Here is a 20,256-nt window from a genome sequence, read left to right as displayed (position 1 = left end):
GGTGCATTTCTGCGAAAAAAGGATGAAAACGTAGAAAACACCGCATGCAACACCACGGCTAAATTTTTAATTTTTAAAGAGAATTAAAAATAATTAGACGTTTCACTTGTATATTATTTTTTAATCAATTTATGATATTCGTAATTTATTAGGAAATAATTACGCGACAAGGATGAGAACAATCATATGTCACACAATGAACACGGCCAGCTTAAGCACGGTTTATCCAACCGTCACATCCAGCTGATTGCCCTAGGCGGTGCAATCGGTACTGGGTTATTCCTCGGTATTGCTCAATCCATTAAACTTGCAGGACCTTCAGTGATTCTGGGTTATGCGATTGCAGGTTTAATTGCCTTTTTTATGATGCGTCAACTCGGTGAAATGGTGGTACAAGAGCCGGTGAGCGGTTCTTTTAGTTATTTTGCCAATAAATATTGGGGCCGCTTTGCTGGCTTCATGTCTGGTTGGAATTATTGGGTACTGAATGTTTTGGTCTGTATGGCCGAACTCAGTGCAGTCGGTTTATACGTCCAATACTGGTGGCCTGAAATTCCGACCTGGATGTCGGCACTCGGCTTCTTTATTCTGATTAATGTCATTAACTTACTCCACGTGAAACTCTTTGGTGAAATGGAGTTTTGGTTTTCAATTATCAAAATTGCCGCCATTGTTGCCATGATTGGCTTTGGTTCGTATTTATTGGCGACAGGCAGTGCAGGTTCTCAAGCAGCAATTAGCAACCTGTGGGCCTTGGGTGGATTTTTTCCAAATGGTGTCAGTGGCTTAGTCATGGCAATGGCTGCAATTGTATTTGCCTTTGGTGGGATTGAACTGTTCGGCATTACCGCGGCAGAAGCACGTGATCCGCAACAAACTTTACCGAAAGCGGTTAACCAGATTATCTACCGTATTCTGATTTTCTATATCTTAACCTTGGCGGTGTTGTTAGCCCTGTTCCCATGGAATCAAATGGCACAAGGCGGTAGCCCGTTTGTAATGGTCTTTGCCTCGCTAGACAGCCATGGTGTTGCCACTGCTTTAAACTTTGTGATTTTGACTGCCGCAGTATCGGTTTATAACGGGACCAGCTATTGTAGTAGCCGTATGTTGCTAGGCTTGGCTGAACAAGGCAATGCCCCACAATTCTTAAAGAAAATTAATAAACGCGGTATTCCCGTCAATGCTGTTCTAATTTCAGCTTTGGTGACGGCACTGTGTGTGCTATTGAACTACGTGTTCCCTGAGAAAGCCTTTGGTTTACTGATGATGTTGGTGGTGGCTGCAATTGTGATTAACTGGGTGGTCATTTCCATCACGCATTTAAAATACCGTCAAAGCATGCAACAGCAACAAAAAACCAGCTTATTCCCAAGTTTGGCCTATCCATTTACCAACTATCTGTGCATTGCATTCATGTTGGGTATTTTGGTAATTATGAGCCTGACCCCAGATATGCGTGTTGCCGTGTATATGATTCCTGCTTGGATTGGCTGCCTGAGTTTGGCGTATTTCATCAAGCAACGTAAACATAAAACTGAAGATGCCGCGTTCATCCTCAATCCTGATAGTTCTTTTAAATAAGACTATTGAATAATCCGTAAATTCCCCCATCTAAGACCAGACTCGCCTAGCATGAATCTGGTCTTGCAAATCTCATGCAAATCGGCTTAAGTTATCACCATTGATGACTGGTCGAAGTGAAGCGCGAACAGTTTGACCCTAGCTGCAACAAACAAGGATTTTTTAATGTTTCAACATATCCCTCCTTATGCAGGCGACCCAATTTTGTCGCTTATGGAACAGTTCAATACCGATCCACGTGAAGGTAAAGTAAATTTAAGTATTGGTCTTTACTACAACGAAGACAGTATTGTGCCTCAGCTTGAAACAATCATGGAAGCGCAAAAGCGTCTTGAGCCACAACAAAGCAAAACCAAATTGTATTTGCCAATGGAAGGTTTCAAACCTTACCGCGATGCGATTCAAGCCTTGTTGTTCGGTGAAAATAGCCCAGCAGTGCAAAGCGGTCGTGCTGTGACCATCCAAACTTTAGGTGGTTCTGGTGCACTGAAAGTCGGTGCAGACTTCTTAAAAAATTACTTCCCGAATTCTGAAGTTTGGGTGAGCCAACCAACTTGGGACAACCACGTTGCGATCTTTAATGGCGCGGGCTTAAAAACGCATTTCTACCCTTACTTCGACGCGGAAACACGCGGTGTAGACTTTGATGGCATGTTGTCTTGCTTACAACAATTGCCTGAGCAAAGCGTTGTATTGTTACACCCTTGCTGCCACAACCCAACGGGTGCCGATTTAACACCTGCACAATGGGATCAAGTGATTGAAGTATTAAAAGCACGTAATCTTATTCCTTTCTTAGACATCGCTTACCAAGGTTTTGGCGAAGGCATGGAACAAGATGCTTATGCGATTCGTGCTTTAGATCAAGCGGGTCTGAACTTCATTGTCAGCAACTCATTCTCTAAGATTTTCTCACTTTATGGTGAGCGCGTTGGCGGTTTGACTTTTGTATGTGACGATGCAGCTTCTGCACAATGTACCTTCGGTCAGCTTAAAGCGACTGTACGTCGTATCTACTCAAGCCCACCAACAACAGGTGCATGGTTGGTTGACCAAGTTTTAAATGACGCTGCGTTAAATCAACAATGGCAAAATGAAGTTAAAGAAATGCGTGAACGTATTATTAAAATGCGCCGTATTTTGAAAGATGAACTCAGCAAAGCACTTCCAGACTATGACTTCAACTACTTGGTTGAACAAAAAGGCATGTTTAGCTACACCGGCTTAACTGGCGAACAAGTGGATACTTTACGTGAAGACTATGCAATTTACTTAGTGCGTAGCGGTCGTATCTGTGTTGCGGGCTTAAACATGAACAATGTTTATGTGGTTGCCAAAGCTATGGCTGAAGTTTTAGCGAAAGCACCTGCTCAAGCTTAATCTTGAGTACAAAAAACCAAGATTGTTTAGATAAACAGTCTTGGTTTTTTTATATTTTACTTACCAATTGCATTCATTCTGCCGTTTTGAAGAAGATCAAATTTGAAAAAAATAGAATATTGAGTCGCTTTGACCAAATGAATGAGGTCTGAGGGTCATTGTACAGCCCTTTTTATAAATTCATGATATTCATAATATGGGCTATAAAACTAAGAAAAAAATACCTTCTCTTTTTAAAATGACCAGAATAAAGGCTGATTTTAAGGTGGATGATGGCTCTATAATATTTTCAAAAAACAGGTTCAATTGAGTCAACAACGTTCGCTGCTCTCAAAGCAAGATAGAGCTAACTATTAAATCGTATTAATAAATCAATAACCTCTAAAAATCAGACCAATACGCTGAGTTTCCCCCCCGACACCCCTTTGAACCATTCAATTGCTCTAAATTAGGTAACTCAATAACCTGAATGATTTCTTGTGAATAGCGTCCATCATCACAATGCTGTGCCAAATATGCTGCCTGATCAACCAAGCGCTCTGCTGCCGCAAAAATCTCACGTGAATGACGCCAGCCCAATTGACAGTATTCAGCAGCAGCCCAGACCAATTTTACTTCCGCCTGAGCCAGCTCTTTATACGTACAATGAAAGCCTGAATGCTGCTTAAGACTTCCTATTCGGCTCCACAAATCAGGTCGCATAACTTGGGAAAATGGCAGAATCGCTGTGCTCAATGATAGCTGTGCGCGATGATGACTATTGATGATATTCAATGCCTGTTGATACACCATTTGCAATTTTTTTGGTTTACTCTTTTCACTGTATAGCTGATCCGAGTAAGCCAGCCATGTTTGTGCTTTTTCAAGCTGATATTTTTCTTGTAGATCCGTACTTTCTGCGAGTGCTTCACGTATTTTCGACTGGGTTTGTTGATGTGAAGAGATATATGCTGATTGATTCATCTCTGCTTCAGCATATAGGACTGGGCTAATCAGCCCAGCCAGCAGCAACACTTTTAGTCCCGAAAATCTCATGATTTAGGCTCCAAAGCTTTATTCACGCTTGCCTTATTCTTATTAAAAAGATTCTCATCAAATTTGAAGCGGAATCGGAAATAAGCCCCGTCCATGGTGGTATCACCATCCGTTAAATCTTTATCTTCATAGCCTACAAAGTTATATCCGCCAGAAACCCATAAATTCGCCGCCAATAAATAACCGACCTCAACGCCTGCCATCAATTTAGTCCCATCAGAAACACTGTTCCACATTACACCAGCGTTCACACCAGCATCCCAACGTTCATTAATGTCATACATAAAACGTGTATTCAGCATTTGTGTCATTCCACTGCTTTGCAACAGGTCGTAAGTTTCATCTAAATACTTCACTGCATACTGCCCCGATACATGCACTGAGCGTGTCGGATGATAATTGAGATGATGCGACATAATGTAAGCATTCCGCTCATAAGGATCACTTAACGTGGTCTCATTATTCTCATAGCGGTATTCAATTTTACTCAGTGAATCAAATTTATTGGTGTCTAAATCACGATAAGCGGCACCGATTTGGAAACGGTTAATTATACGATCACCCGAATCAGCCGATTTATTATCAGTTAAATTTAAAACGTTTTTAGCAAGGAATGTAACTTCATCTGAATACTTATAAGCCGTGCCCAAAGTATTTAAATAACTGTCGCTTTGATTTGACCAACGACCTTCAATACGTGCCACATTTTTCCAACGGGGATTAGACAAATGCTCAAAGCCCAAAGTTGCCGCAGTTGATTCCAGTGAATCTTTATTTTCACCTTCAAAGACTTTCACTTTCTCGAAGCTGGTATTGAAGAATACACCTTCTTTCAACTGCCAACGATTACGTACACCCATTGCAGCTTCAGCTTCACGTGCACTCAATCCATCCCGTATACGATATTCACTAAAAACAGAACCATCACGCATATATTTGCTGTCTAAACCAAACACCGTGGTATTTCGTTTTTGTGTATCGTTCAGCTCATATAAACCGCCAATACTAGAAATAAACTCATGTCGTGCATAAGCATGAACATTTTTATACACCTGTGCATCGCCACCGAGTGCAAAAACACGGCGATCACTATCGGCAACATCTTGTTCATATTCAATAAAAGCACTTGAACCATCAAATGGTAATGCTGTTTTTAATTTGGCGCGAACAGTCGTTCCATCATAAGGCGTTTCAATATTTTGCGTGGACTGACTTGCTGCTTGCAGTGACTCATTATAATAACGCACACCTAGTTCTAAACTAAGAATACGGTTAATCGCTTTTTCAATCGAAGCACTTATACCATTGCGTACACCGGCATTAGCGATATCTTCCGTACGAACCGCTTCTATACGTAAGATACCAAACTGATCCAAACGTGCATTTAATTTCACAGCACTTTCTTTACGTCCAGAGCTAATTGAAGATGCGGCATTACGGAAACCTACATCCGCTTGTTGATGATAGGCGCGTATATCAAGATTGTCTTTTTTATAATCTAGTTCAATACGTGCAGCTGAACCATCCCCTGATGTATTTGTAGCATTCGAGGCATTCACATCCGTCAATTGATCTAAAGTCATTAAATCATGATCTGAATAAGCATATTCTGCGATCAGTTTAGTTTGCTCATTCCAGCGAATAACGGTATTCGCACTGGCTATTTTTTCCTGATCTATCGGATCATCATTTTGAATATAAGAACCACCGACTGTGACTTTTTCATTCAGTGTGTAACGACCATTAACCCCAGCAACCGTATATTCTTTACCACCTTGATCTGTTTCAAGTGTAATTCGTAAATACACAGGGTTTAGATTTTCATCAATGCTGCTTAATGGCGAGGTTAAATAAATGCTATTGGTGTAAGTATCAACTTCATAATCACTAAAACGTGTCAAAGTCTGTTGTGAAATTATCAAACCCGGATTATTTCGATCTCGAACAATAACTTCAACTTTTTCACTATTTTCAACAATGTCATTGCTGTCCATACCCAATGCATACGGACCAGAAACGCCCATCGCACGTAGCTCATTGACCACTTGCGTGGTGTTGGTACGAGCTACAAAACTAGCAACCTGAAAACGATCACCTTCAAGTACCGACTTCAAGCCTGTTAAAGATCGACTATATTGCCCTAATGACAGCCCTTCATCATTTTCAGTGCGAGTGACATAATCGCCATACATCGCATAAGAACGCCCTTTGTCTACACGAACATAGAGCTTACTGGTCGATTGTGCATCAAAACCTTTGGCCGATGCATCTCCATAGACTGGGTAATATTCATCTGGTCGAATATCACGAAATAAACGCTGATTGTGTTCTTTGCTAGAGTCATATGCCATGGTTAATAAATAATCACCACGGACTTTACCTTTTAAAAATAATGCAGCACGACCACGAATTGCTGTTTCACCATCACCAGAGCTCGATAAATCATTTAGCTCTTCCTCAAAACCATCTTGTGTAGAAGTTTGAGACAAGTTTTTAGGATCAAACTTATTCAGTGCAAATGAACCTTCGAGAATACCTGCCACCAACATAGGGCGAAGTTCTGCCAAAAAGCGAATTGGCAATGTTTGCTCGTAAATTCCACTACGAATCTTTAATAAACCTGAGCCAGCTTCTAACGGTGCTAGAATTGGAACAACCAATGCCCCACCTTCTGCGAAAACCTGAACACCAGGTTTATCTGGATCTAAATCTTTTAATTGAATGCTACCAATCGAAGATTCAAGGGTAATCGGTGTTCGTGTTGCCACTGGCGTTCCATACTGATCTTGTATTTTCAGTACCACCTGATAAATATCTTTGCCATTGGCATAAACAGTTTGCTCTACAGGTTGTGCAAGTAATTGACTCATGGCATCGGGTGCAATCACTGTGACATACTGTTGGTCACGTAAATTACCAAAATTATCGTACTGACGTACTTCAATTTTATTTTGACCAGAATGTAACGGCACACCAATAAAATCTAAACCGGCAGCACCAAAATCTGGATAAGCTGCTTTTTTACCAATTCGCTTTTCAGAGATTTGCTCATTATTCACATACAAACGAATATCCGTACCTAAAGCGCCTTTGACTTGAATGGTTGCCTGTGGCGTAGGTAAAACTTGCTGTTCTTTTAAATTTAATATGGCCAGCTGATTGGATTCAGAGCGTTGTAATTCCTGCTCCAAATCAAGAATCACAGGAGTTTTTACGGGTTCTATCTGAACCGTTTTTACATCTTTAATCTGCTCTTTTTTATATTCAATATTACAATTGGCAGAAGCTCCGGCTGCACTAATGCAACCACTCGCAGGCTGTCCCTGTACATCAGTTACGCTATTACTTAAAGGGTCAACCGTTAAATCTTGACGTAACGTTTGCTCTAAAGCATCAAGTTGTGCATCAATTTTACTGCGTCGTTCTTCAATTTGAGTCGCCAAGGCCTGACTACATGCTCCTACATTATCTGTAATCGCAAAATCGGCACGATGTAACTCACCCCGTTTTAGATCAACAAAACGACTGGCTGGATCGCCTGCCTGACGGTTATTAATCACCACCAATTCAGCATTATTCGGTAAGGTCGTATCGTCTACTTTTAGTACATGGGTAATTGGTTTAATACCATAAAAATTGTATTTCCCTTCCCGATCAGTCACCACAAAACTGCCGTCTTCCATGTAAATACGAACACCAGGAACACCCAGCTCTCCAGCATCTTGTACGCCATTGCGATTGCAGTCACTAAACACTTTACCGACAATGAAACCATCTGGACTAAAGACACCCGGGGTAACATTAACCGCTGCCTGTGCTTCATTGGAGACCGTATTTTTATTGTCCTGTGCATAAACACGGTTAATTCCATCACCACTTAATGCATTCGGACCAATATAAACGCGGTATTGAATAGTCGCCTGCTGTTTAGGCGTTAAGCTGCCCAAACCTAAAGTCAGGTAAGGGCCTTTGCCCCCCTGTGGGTCAACCGTTTTTTGACCATTGACTCGGGTAGTCCCTGAAACATAAATAAAACCACGCGGCAAAGTGTCTTTCATATTAACGTCATACAGGGTTGAATCACCCAGATTCGCCACTGTTACTTGATAATCTTTAAAGTCCCCAATTTCTGCAGTCTTGCTACCTATCACTTCTTTTTTGACCACCAATTTTTCGGTGCTTGGGGTAACAATTTCTACGGGGTCAACCGGAATATCAATATTTAACGCAGCTTCACCCGTTTTTAAGGTAAAGGTTCCACCATATGACCATGAAGTATCGACCAAACGACTCTGAAAATTGTGATAAATGGTCTTATCGCTGGTAAATTTATATTGCGTTCCACCCGGAATGGTTGAAGTATCAACATGAATACTATATGTACCATTTTCCACATAGGGATAAACAAACTCACCCGCACTATTGGTAATCTGTTGCGCTGGAATCGCTACTTTCTCGCCTGTTGTTATATCGATTTTATAGGCAACATTCTCAGCCGGATTTCCATTTGCATCCAATAAAACAACTCTGGCACCAGCAACGGGTAAATTGGTTTTAGCATCAAATACGACACCATAAGGGTCCATTAATACGGGGGTTTCAACATCACGAATACTGTTTGTAGAGTTACCGTTTTCATCTAAACAGTCGGTTAAACTTACTACAATCTGATCACGCTTAATGGTTTGTAAAATTTGATCATTTTGTTTTGCGGTTGCAGACTCCTGTGTCGGCAATGAAAAACGGAATATTCCTGTATTGATGCCGGTTTCAACTCCCTGCACATATTCCATGTCACCTGTTTGGCTAGATTGAACTTTAATCTTAACCTTATCCACGCCACTCCGTGTGGCATTACACATGGCACTATTTGCAGAAATATACAGTGGCTGATTCAAACTACCTGTTGCCAAAATCTTCGAGTAATCTTGGCTGTTCGTACTGATCGATGAACGACCGCCTACTGTAGTAATGGCTTCATTCGAAACCGTTTTTTTAAGATTAGACAATAAGCCTTGATCAACACTAAAAACGTTGGTAATCGAAGTCTGACTGATATTTGAGTTCATAGTCACGACCAATTCCACAGTTTCACTAGAATTGGCTGCCAAAGCTTGTGGGTATGCCACCACCAAAGTATCAATCAATGACTTATCTGAAGGCATTTGCTGAGTAAATTTATCCTGACCCAATGGATATAAAACCATGGCTTTGGCATTACTCGGCTTTGCAGATTTAAAGGTGGTATTGGCTGGTAACTCATCCAATAAGATTACGGCATTAAGGGTTTCACCATCGACTTCAATCGACTTAGTTCCTGACTGGCGTATTGAGGTATTTTTAACATTTAAACGATAAGTTAAATCGTAGGACTGTCCCGCCTGCGGTTCAAAATTGCTTCGATCTACCGATTTAGTCGCAGTGAGTTGCGGTAAAAAGCTGATTAATGAATTTACAGCATCAGCAATTGCGGTTGGGTCTTGAACAACATAGGCACGAATAGGCAAATTGATTTGCTGACTATCCGTTAAGGTGATTGAAGTATCAGCAACAACCCATAAATCGACGTTCTGACCACTTTCTAATGTCAAATGATCAGTCACCAACAGATCAGAACTATCAAATTCTCCATTTTGGTTACTGTCGACATAAATTTTAATATTCGACAATTCAGGCACCGAGCTCCGATTAAGCGCAATGTCTGATTGTGTATTACTATGATTCGTTAGCGTATTCAACCAAATTACTTTTGAACCTGCATTCACCTCTTGACGTACAGGTGAAGTCAAGCTGATAACATATTTGGGAATAATGGTGACTTGAACTGTATTGGATACCGACTGACCAATTAAGCCATCGGTTTGCACAAAACTTGCATAAGCCGTATTGGTGATATGTTGCCCAGCAGCTGGTGCCACAGCATAAGCCTGATTCACCAAGGCCATAGCGGTAGCTAAGCTTGAAAAAATGAGCTTGATCTTATGATTCTGTAGCGGCTGAACTCGTTTAATCACGAAAATACCCCAATACCGAGCAAAAGCAGGTTAAAGGGATAGGCATAAATGTATGCCTATCCACATCTTTAGTTATTGATGTTATGTCTTAATTATTGACCATCGACCTTAACGCTAAACTTCATCATCACAGACTCTGACGGCGCCAAAGCAAATTTCGAAGACTTCAAGTTATTTGCCGTATTGGTCACAGTTCCTTTTGAAACTGGTTCTAAAGCAGCTGCTGGTGATGAACCTAAAGTGGTATAGCTTGGCACCGCATCGGTAATTTCAACATCTGTTACCGCTTGGTTACCTTCATTCACCGCTTTGATTTGGTAAATAATACAAGCACCAGGTTTGGCCTGAAGTGTCGTAGTACCAAAGCTACCGTCTGGCATACCATCACATGCCGCATCAAGTGCCTGTAATTTTTCCAAGCGCACCTGACCAATGTTCACTGTAGTTTTGTCTGTTACAGTGACTGCTGTTGGAGCCGCAGTACCATTGAGTTCACCTGTTGGTGTAACCGTAATGATCGACAAATCTGCTTGACCAGCAGTTGCATTACTTGGCGCTTCAACTTTCACCAAGATATTGATACTTTCTTTTGGAGAAAGACCATTTTCACCATTTGTCGCAGTTAACCATGCATTTAAGTTCGTATCTGTAACTAACTCACTCGCATCTGCAATACCATCATTGTTTTTGTCAACATATACAGAGGTTACAAAACCTGTATTCGATGGGTCATGAGTAATCGCAAATGGAAGTGTACTACCACCCGAAACACCTTCTACAACGTTACCGTTGTTGGTTAAAGTGTGTTTATAAACGATGGTACCACCTGGAGCCACCTGACCTTGTTGATCAGCCAAGAATGAAAGTCCACGCACAGCTTCTACTGTCAAATGATCTTTCATCTTGTCAGTTAAGCCTGTTGCAGGAGAATTAATCGTGAAGATAATATCTTGACTATCAGTAGGAGTAGCATCCGCTGAAGGCGTCACTTTGGCACAGAAATAAGCCGTTGCATTTGGCTGAATCGCACCTGTGTTGGTCACTTTAGTTGAAGAACACACACCAGTAGAGTCAGCAACAAAATATTCAACCGTCCAACCTGATGGTAATGGTTGATCTGTACCAAAGTTATAGTTGTCTGCAGTTGAACCACCATTGGTCACAGCTATCGGGAATGTTCCTGCAACACCAGGTTTGGTCGTCACATCTGTAACAATTGTAGTACTACTATATGGACCTTCACCTTCAGCAGTATTGACAGTATTTGCATCTGTATCTTTACCTGAGTGTAAATCCACTTTAGAAGCTGTAATATCGGTAATACGTAAAGTAATCTTATCGGATAGAGTGCCATGCACAGGTGTAATGGTTAAGATTGTATCCAATGCGATAAATGGCGTTGGTCCTGTATAACCATTTGGCAAAGTAATACGTGCAGAAATTTCAAGATGTGCTCCTGAAGCCAATGGACCACTATCCACACTTGCGTCACCATTAGTATCTGTTAATGGTGTATTACCATCTGACTTTAACAATTCAACGATAGAACCCGCTGGTAGCTTAGATTTATCGACTTTAATGTTATATGTCTCAGTCACATTACCTAAATTATGAATCCAGATATCTTCAGTTAAACTTGAAGCACCAAATAAGATAGGTGAACCTTGAACAGCAGTGGTAGAGATTAAGTCATCTTTAGAACCAGAGACTTCAGCATCTGAGTAAGGGTCTAATGCTAAATCATTGATCGTACCAATATAAGTCGACTGAACTGTGACATCATACGGGTTAGTAGGTTGAGGACTTTCTGTACCTGGACCATCTGGATCAAATGTTGCAATGTTGGTAATTTTACCCGCTGGTGCACTTGCGTTGACTGTTACTTGGAATGTCAATTTTCCTGTGCTGTTACGTGGTACTGATGCCAATACCAACTGCACTTTACCATTGGTAAATTCGTACTTCGCTGCTGTTTCGTCACCAGTAGCATCTGTCAATGCCGCTGTTTGACCACTCCAACGCGCAGATCCCGCAACGTATGTCACACCTGCTGGCAAGATATCTTCAATGGTTAAATTGGTTGCGTCAGCATTACCTGTGTTTTTATAGGTCAACTCATAAGTCACCGTATCACCACGAGTTACAGCTGTCACATTGGCAGACTTCGTGACTTGAATCACCGCGCCACTCACGATTTTCACTGTATCAGTGTTAACTTTGATATCACTTGAACCGATGAACGTACTTTCTGCTGATAAAGTCAATTTACCCAAGTCATTTGCCTGAGCTGTTGATGCCGTTGTACCCACAACCACTAAACCAGCAGACTCACCAGCATTTAAGGTAATAACCTGCCCCATTAAATTGGTGTTGTTATCAGGCACACCGTCTTTGTTCGCATCTAAATAAATCGCAATATTTGAGAAATCAAATGCATCACCAGCGATGTTTGCCAAACTTAATGTGAACTTATCTGTTCCATTACCAGTGTTGGTCAAGACGTGTGATAGAGTCACCACACCGTTCGGGTTTGCCGTCGCGCTACGATCCTGCTCAAGTGTAAAACTACCCACTTGTAAAACAGTTGTTTTGACTTCATTCGAGGTCACAGTACGTGTTGTAGATGTTCCATCTACATACGATGCCGTTGCAATGTTACTAATGTTTGTTCCAGCTGCTGGCGCGGCTGCGTGTGCGCCCGTAGAGAAAAAAGCAAAGCCCCCTAAAATGGTCGCAATCGACACATAAAGACTATTTCGCTTTGTTGATTTTAAATTGATAGACATGAAAGTCCCCCGACTCCATCGAAATGATGTATGTAAAATTTAGAATTAATCGTTTGAAGTATTTACTTTGGTTTGAGCACTTACTGTGACCGCTTTCTTCGCTGGTAATTCCGCAATTTGCCATTGCAATGCGCGATATTCTTTTAACGGTACGTTAACAAGCTTCCCATCGACTTTTTTCTTTAAAGGCATTGCTGAAAAATTAATCCCATCTGTGCTCGCAAGTGCACCAGAAGGAAGACTACTGCCTAAATATTGGGTATCTGCTGGAATCGGCAAGGTTGCTTTTAAGCTTTTGATACTATGTGTCGTGTTATTGGTATAGGTTGCACGATACTCAATAATATCCTGAGGCTTGATAGAGTCTGCAGCTTTAAATTGTGCAGTCCCTTTATTATCTACAACTTTTTTAAATGCTTTTAACTGAATTGAAACAGGTTCATTCGCTGTGGTTGACGCTGCACTCACATGAGCAGCTCCCCCAGCAAGCACTAAACTAATCATCAATTTTTTCAGCATCATTTTTTTGTTTAACATGATTTTATCCACTGCATACCAATGCGTATATTTGAGACACTAATCACACTTATTGAAATTAATGCTACAAAGCTCATGGCAATATTAAACAAAAAACAAACGACTCACCATACATTTTGATAAAAAAATGTTAACTAGTTCACTATTAAATTATTTTATAATTTAAATAAATTTACAATAGTACAAATAAGATATTGTTTATTATTAATTTTCATTAAATTGGTTAGTTTACACAAATATACATTCACGCAAATAATGTTGATTTTTCGGCTACCTATAAACATTGAAATTGCGACTACGCCGAAGTTACCAACAGCAAACTACTGAAATTAAGACTAAAATTTAAACCCTAAAAATAAAAAAGGGTCGAATCAATGACTTGATTCAACCCTTTTGACATTGGTTGTAGTCTAATTTGGAATTTGAACGCAGAAGCCAACTTTCCCGTTTTGCTTCGGAGCGAGTACACCCGGAATCGTCCAACGCATTTGCCCTGAGGTCTGTTGTGTCTGACATCCTGTCGCTGAACAGGACATGCTTTGGTAGCTTGTACCAATTGGCACGCTATCTTTCAGTACAATATCGACTAGGTTCTTATTTGAATTATTGGTATAGGTAATTTGATATTCCAAATAATCTCCTTTTGCGGCCTGATTACTGACCGTAAATGGCGTTGTATCGGTACTAGACGCAAGACAAGAAGATGTTCTACGTACCAGCTTGGACAAGTTCAACCCAGCCGTCCCAATGGTCGTAATGTCATTCACACTATTACTTTCTTTCACAGTAGCAGCACTATAAGTGCCTTTCCCGTTGACCTTAAAGCTCGCAATAAACCGATCACCACCTTGCGCTGTGGTTGGTGAAACCACTCGCTGAATCAAACAGACTTTTTCATTGGCTTTGATGGTGCGACTCGACAGTAAACTCTCACCTTGATCTAACTGTGCATTACAGTTGCTATCCACGTAAACCAAACTTTGCCAAGGCTGATTATTAGCAGGTTGCTGTTCTTTGCTTTCTGCTAGATTTTGCACACTCATGACACTTTTAGCCGTTAGCTCATGTGGATAATCCACTACCTCCCCTGCCACAATAGTTTTTTGACCATTTTGAGTTAACACCAACTGCAACTCAGCATCCCCAAAGAAGAAGTTTTCATAACTTGTAACATTAGCTACTCTTGAAATAGTAAATTTATCATTTCCATCGTTGTTTTCAGTAGGATTAATTACTATTCCCGCTTTCGCCTTACTTACAGAGTCATAACCACTTACGTTTCGCTGCACCAAACAAACATTGCTACGCCCAGAGAAGACATCCTGTAAAGTCTGTATTCTAAAATCACCATTAGCATTGGTTGTTGTGGATGCCAAAACTTCCTGAGTTGAACAGTCTTGGAGTTCAACTACACTGCCAGCAATACCTAGTTCACCAACATCTACGCTTCCGTTATATGCCTTTGAAATATCCGAAGATGTACCACTGTTATCATTAAACACTCGCCCAGAGAATACATAGCCTGCTTTTTTGCTGTTGGTCACGCGGCAAACAAATTTGGATGCAAATTTAACATTGGCTGCGGGAATAGTTTGAGTTAGTCCACTTAAACTTCCTAAATTACCCGAAGTATTACCTGAAACAGCGGCATTGCTATCAATACATTCCACACTCTTAAGTGAATATAATGTTGAAGCTGATTCAGCAAAACTAATGGCGGTGTTTGGTGTTGCATACGCCAATAATGAACCTTGCTCAACAGGCGAAGTGCTGGTCTTTAATCTTACTGATTGCGCAGTACCAATAACCGTTGTGACCACCTCACCACTGGTAATGATTTCAGCATTACTATTAGTCAAGTTTGAAAAAGAGTTGAAGTTGAAACTATCCGTGCCATTTTCAGATACTTTATTCATTTCAAAAGTCGGTTTTAAACATGCATTGACTTCATCTAAACCAATACCAATATCATCCCCAGGAATGCCATAGCTCTGGAACTGAGTACGTAAAGCCGAAATACTCGTCACAGTCGTTGGCAGTGTAAGAGTAAAATTAATACTGCTTGGGGCTGGAAAAATGAGAATTGAAGGGTAATCCGATTGGTCAACTTGCGCACCATTCAAGGCATTAAAAGAGGCTGTCGAATTAGAGCTTTTACCAGGTGTGGTTAATACTGCATACACAACACCATTCACCAATATTCGCATATTCGCTGCTGTCGTACTACTTCGCGGATTACCAAAGGACCAACTCAAACGCCCTTTCACCTGTAAAGCCCCATTTGATCCTGTACCATACACCACAGCATTCGGAAGAATTGTTGGACTACTTCCTGCCGTTTTCAGAGCATAATCAATGTTTACCACGTTATTATCATCATAATACCCATCATAATACGTATTAATAAGATTAACTGCTTGACTCGGTAAACACATATTTTGCGAACTACCCGTAGTTATAGGTGTATTCTGTGTAATTGTCATATTTGCAGTTGCGCTATTGTTTGCAGAATTTCGATCAAAGAGACTGGTAGAAATAGATGCCGTATTGGCTACAGAACCTGCTTTGTGCGCCATTCCTGTTATAGTGAACTCTAAATAATTTGTACCTTTCCCATTTGCAGGAAGAGTTAACCCTGTTGCTCTCAGATCATTTTTATTCTCTAAAGTAGCCATATTCGTATCGGTTGGACACACTGCCGTACCATGAACAGTACAAGTCCAACTTAAACCGGAAATAAGATTGGGTACTGTATCTGTCAAAATCGCATCTGTTACAGAAGCCTCCCCATTATTCCAAGCCTTAATTGTATACTTAACAACATCACCAGCTTTGTAAGTCGTCTTGTCCGATGTTTTCGAAACTTCTAGGTCGGCAGAGGCAAGCACAGTATCTTGGTCTGCTGTTGTACATACACCTGTAGTGGAGTTAAATGAACGAGTAATACCGTTTGCATTTAAGGTTGTACAACTAACACCAGTGGATGAACCAAGTGTTGGCAGTTCAACTGTCGCGGTATTGGTGACTGTACTGCCTGCGGCCGCATCCACACGTGCAGTGACTAAAATTTCATAGAATTGACCAGCAGCCAAAGCCCCAGTATCAATGGAACCCAAACTGCTTAGAGCTGGTGCGGTAGTGCATTTATTACTCGTAGCAGTGCTACAAGTCACCGATGTTGCTGTAAGGCCCGTCCCAACCACATCCTTTAACAATGTTCCCGTGTAAGTATCTGGACCATTATTGCTTACACGTACGGTATAAGTTGTCGTTCCACCTGAATACACTTGAGTCGTACTATTGGTTTTTGAAACAACTAAGTCTCCAACCATTGAATCAATACTTGCCGCACTAAATACAAAAGCATCACTTGTCCCATTAAGCCATTCTGTTTCATTACCTGTATAGTCTGTAGCCAAATAAACTTCGAAGCTAAGCGATGTAATAGCTTGCGTGGTATCAACTTGAATACTCCCACTTGCTCCACCATTAGGTCCCGTTAAATCATGTGAAGCGTTATTACTACCTCCTGTTGTAGGACCATACCTTGTCGCAGTATTCACAATCTCTGTAGCATTCCTAACTGCTAAATTTTGTCCTGATAGAACCCTAATTGATACTCCAGTAGGTGGATTCGACAACTTTAAATTAGTCGTTATTCCATAGTTTACTGATCTTGGAAACAAATATCCTATGGTATAGCTAGCCGACCCCCCTAATCCTGAAACATTAATCACAGGATTTTTTACTGGGCGACTAAAATCAACTTTCAAAATACCAAAATAATGCCCTAAACCACTTGTTTGTATATTCTTCGTATTCAGCTTATATGCATCAACCGCCAGCCTAGTTCCATAATTTTGATTAACATCTATACCAGTACCAATATTAAATCTACTTGACGAAAAATCACTATTTGTCGGTGCACCTTGCGCCACTAGTGGAATAAAAACTCGATTATTACCATTAGAAGTATCATTACTACCAAAAACCATTCCATTGTTATATTGTTGTGTCAAAAAACTGTACGTTACTGTTGTCTTAGGGAAATACGCATTAGTAAAAGTATTCGCTGTAGGATTATCAGGATTAAACTGGTACGTATTGGCTTGAGATGAGGTTGTTGGGCCTGTAGTACTGGTATTACCACTTGCTGCTGATATCTCTAAAGTTGGAATGGCTGCATTTGCTGTATTTAGCACCGAAAAAAAACCTAAACTGGCTAACAACACCATACGGTACTTCATAGACTTAGTTCCCCACATACTTCACTCCAAACTCCAAGCTATGACTTTCATTGCTTTTGATTGCTGCAACTGACCCTTTAATGGCACCTGTTTGCCCGAGTGCAGGCGCACTAAGCGAGCCAGACTCACAGCTTGTACACATTGGTGCTTTACTCATCACCATCGCTTCAGGCGTGTAATCATAAAAATTAAATCGACCAATGGCCGAAGCTCCCAAATTTTTCACGGTTAATTGATACAAAACGCATTGCCCCGAACCACCTGCATTACGTGTAATCGGCAATAGATTTGAGGTATACGCACTATCCGCTACGCCATCACAGTTATTATCTTTGGCTTGTAATTTAGTTAAACGTACAGGTGCGGTGGTAATGGTGGTGATATCGGTCGCTGTATCCAGCACAGTACCAGCACTATTTTTTAGGCTAATGATCGATGTATTCACTACACCGACAGTGTTATACGCGGTATTTTCAACTTTATTAAAGATACGAATCGGTGCTTTACTGCTGAGAATAGCAGCATTCACAACAGATAAATTCTGAATCATCGGGTCAGACGCATCTAACTGCCCATCATTATTGGCATCGTAATAAAGAGTCGTGGTAAAACCTGTACGATCATTGGCAACGCTTAAATTATCCGTTGCGGACAATACAGACATTCCCCACGGCTTTAAAATATGGCTATAAACAATACTACCGCCTGGTGCAATCTGCCCACGTAAATCAGGCTCTAAACTCACTCCACCCTGACTCGCATTAGAGTTAATCGTAATAGCATTTTGGATCACGTCATAACCATTATTTGGCGCTGAGCTAGGTAAACTAGAAGATGTCACTTTAAAATAAATTGGAATTGGTTGAGCTGTGGTTTTGGCATCCGCCCGAATTTCCACGACAGCACAATATAGCTGAGACTCACCATCATTGAGTAATCGGGTTGAAGTAATTTCCGCTCCAAGTGCTGAACAGTTTGTCGTCGATGTAGCAAAATAACGAACCGAACGAATATCTGTAGGTAATGCGACTGTTGCAAAATTATTATCAGCATCAGCACTAAAACTATAGGAAGTTGCTTGACCAGTATGACGAACTGCTAATGGAAACACCACCGTTTGATTGTTCACCCCAGCCAAAGTTTTCCACGGCAAATTACCATTTGACACATTGCCATTTCCCGCACCATTGGCTGTGGTTTCAGGACTATTCACCAAATCCACAATGCGAGCAGCAACACCCTGAACCAAAGAGGTTTTATCGAGCACAGTATCTGTTTTGCTGCTGTCAGAAATCGACTGAGCTTTAGGGACAATGCTATAGGTCGTATCGGCTGTATCGACATAATCTGTTGGGAACCTTACTTTAACGACTATAGGTAGATTTGCACCTGCTGCCAAAGTTCCTGTATCCACAATACCGTCATTATTCGTATCAAATAGTGGGGTCACCCCATCTGCACGATAAAACTCCAACACACTACCTACGGGTAAATTATGACTGTTAAAACTTAAATTAAACCGATCCGCTGCGGTTCCTGTATTCCAAACGTAGTTTTCAAAAAGAACCGTACCACCACTTACCCTTAATTTTTCTAGTAAATCACTACCACTTGCATTACTTGCATCAGCATTAATCACCACCCCATACATCGGCTTAATGGTTAATACTGCGGTGTTCGACTGCGTAATTCTGTTTGCTGTGGTAGAAAGACCATCATGGTCATAGTTCATATTGGCCAAGTTAGAAATCTCACCTGGCGCTGTACTTGCTACACGAACACGAAACTCAATATAACCCTGCGCATTGGCTGGAACATTGGTGATTTGTGCGCGAATCGTTTTACCATCCGCATCCAAATAATAGTTGATTCCTGTCGGATCATCATTATTTGATGCAGCATTGAGTGCCAACCCATTCCAGTTCTCACCACCAGCTACATACGTCAACTGTGTGGTATCTAGCAGGTCGCTGATATTCACCACACCACTGGTATTGCCATTATTGAAATAGGTTAAACGGACTGTTGCGATATCTCCATACACTACAGTTGTTTTATCAAACCGTTTGGTTAGGCTCAATACAGCTTGTGAAGTAATATATCCCGTATCTTTATTAGTACGCCACATAGAAGGTTGCTGAACAGAGGTTGCTTTCAACTCCAATTGACTCGAACTATTTAAGCTTGCATCAGATTGAATACTTGCCTTTACAATCAATGAAACAGACTCACCAGCATATAGAGCATATTGACCAATCGGCGAATCACTGTCTGGAATACCATTACGATCTGCATCAAGATAAACCCCGATATTCTCGTAATTAAAACCTCCACCAGTTATAGGGCTTACAGACAGGTTATAGCTATCTTTTTCATTGCCTATATTACTAAGGACATGATGATAGTAGACCGTCTGACCAGGACGAACATATTCAGTCCGATCACTGTTTAAAACAAATTCATATCGAGGAATCACTGTGGTTTGAACCAAATTGGAACGAGCCACTTGAACCACAGTTGAGCCTTCTTCTTTGTATTCACCCACCGCCATGTTACTGATGACCAGCGCATCAGCAAAAACCCAAGTCGATGCTGTTGCCCCCAATAAGCTCAGCATGGCAATACGCATATTTCGAATCATTTTCTTTTCTGCAAACATTTTCCGAGCCTATG

At 41.0% G+C, this 20,256-nt stretch carries 8 protein-coding genes; 2 read left to right on the top strand and 6 right to left on the bottom strand.

The window, feature by feature from the left end; all coding sequences use genetic code 11:
- The first annotated feature begins 186 nt into the window (after positions 1–186).
- A complete protein-coding gene (locus tag AC6CHI_RS11235) occupies positions 187–1,584 on the top strand; it encodes an amino acid permease (protein WP_498121335.1) in 1,398 nt (465 codons plus the stop codon).
- Positions 1,585–1,749: 165 nt separating this feature from the next.
- The gene (locus AC6CHI_RS11230) at positions 1,750–2,964 is read left to right on the top strand and encodes an amino acid aminotransferase (protein WP_498121333.1); all 1,215 of its coding nucleotides are present in this window, start codon (positions 1,750–1,752) and stop codon (positions 2,962–2,964) included.
- A 381-nt stretch (positions 2,965–3,345) separates the two neighbouring features.
- Here the strand turns inward: AC6CHI_RS11230 and AC6CHI_RS11225 are convergent, their stop codons facing one another.
- The 6 genes from AC6CHI_RS11225 to AC6CHI_RS11200 all read right to left on the bottom strand — a co-directional run bounded on the left by AC6CHI_RS11225 (position 3,346) and on the right by AC6CHI_RS11200 (position 20,242).
- Complete coding sequence (locus AC6CHI_RS11225) at positions 3,346–3,999, bottom strand: hypothetical protein (protein WP_498121332.1); 654 nt, start codon at positions 3,997–3,999, stop codon at positions 3,346–3,348.
- A complete protein-coding gene (locus tag AC6CHI_RS11220; protein WP_498121331.1) occupies positions 3,996–10,013 on the bottom strand; it encodes an SdrD B-like domain-containing protein in 6,018 nt (2,005 codons plus the stop codon). Before AC6CHI_RS11220 ends, AC6CHI_RS11225 begins: the two co-directional genes overlap by 4 nt.
- Positions 10,014–10,105: 92 nt before the next feature.
- Entirely contained in the window at positions 10,106–12,799 is a 2,694-nt protein-coding gene (locus tag AC6CHI_RS11215; RefSeq protein WP_498121330.1) for a beta strand repeat-containing protein, read from the bottom strand.
- Between the two features lie 45 nt (positions 12,800–12,844).
- A complete protein-coding gene (locus AC6CHI_RS11210; protein ID WP_498121328.1) occupies positions 12,845–13,336 on the bottom strand; it encodes a hypothetical protein in 492 nt (163 codons plus the stop codon).
- Positions 13,337–13,746: 410 nt separating this feature from the next.
- Positions 13,747–16,899, bottom strand: a complete 3,153-nt coding sequence (locus AC6CHI_RS11205) for a prealbumin-like fold domain-containing protein (protein WP_498121327.1) — start codon at positions 16,897–16,899, stop codon at positions 13,747–13,749.
- A 688-nt stretch (positions 16,900–17,587) separates the two neighbouring features.
- Positions 17,588–20,242 carry a COG1470 family protein gene (locus AC6CHI_RS11200; protein ID WP_498121326.1) on the bottom strand — a complete coding sequence of 885 codons (2,655 nt, stop codon included), beginning with the start codon at positions 20,240–20,242 and terminating at the stop codon, positions 17,588–17,590.
- Positions 20,243–20,256: the final 14 nt, after the last annotated feature.

The sequence above is a fragment of the Acinetobacter sp. GQ146 genome (assembly GCF_059758585.1).
This window is presented reverse-complemented; position numbering and strand designations above follow the sequence as displayed.

Excerpts from the sequence above, each read along its gene's own strand:
- AC6CHI_RS11235 (WP_498121335.1), top strand. The coding sequence starts at position 187 with ATGTCACACAATGAACACGGCCAGCTTAAGCACGGTTTATCCAACCGT.
- AC6CHI_RS11230 (WP_498121333.1), top strand. The coding sequence starts at position 1,750 with ATGTTTCAACATATCCCTCCTTATGCAGGCGACCCAATTTTGTCGCTT.
- AC6CHI_RS11225 (WP_498121332.1), bottom strand. The coding sequence starts at position 3,999 with ATGAGATTTTCGGGACTAAAAGTGTTGCTGCTGGCTGGGCTGATTAGC.
- AC6CHI_RS11215 (WP_498121330.1), bottom strand. The coding sequence starts at position 12,799 with ATGTCTATCAATTTAAAATCAACAAAGCGAAATAGTCTTTATGTGTCG.
- AC6CHI_RS11210 (WP_498121328.1), bottom strand. The coding sequence starts at position 13,336 with ATGTTAAACAAAAAAATGATGCTGAAAAAATTGATGATTAGTTTAGTG.
- AC6CHI_RS11200 (WP_498121326.1), bottom strand. The coding sequence starts at position 20,242 with ATGTTTGCAGAAAAGAAAATGATTCGAAATATGCGTATTGCCATGCTG.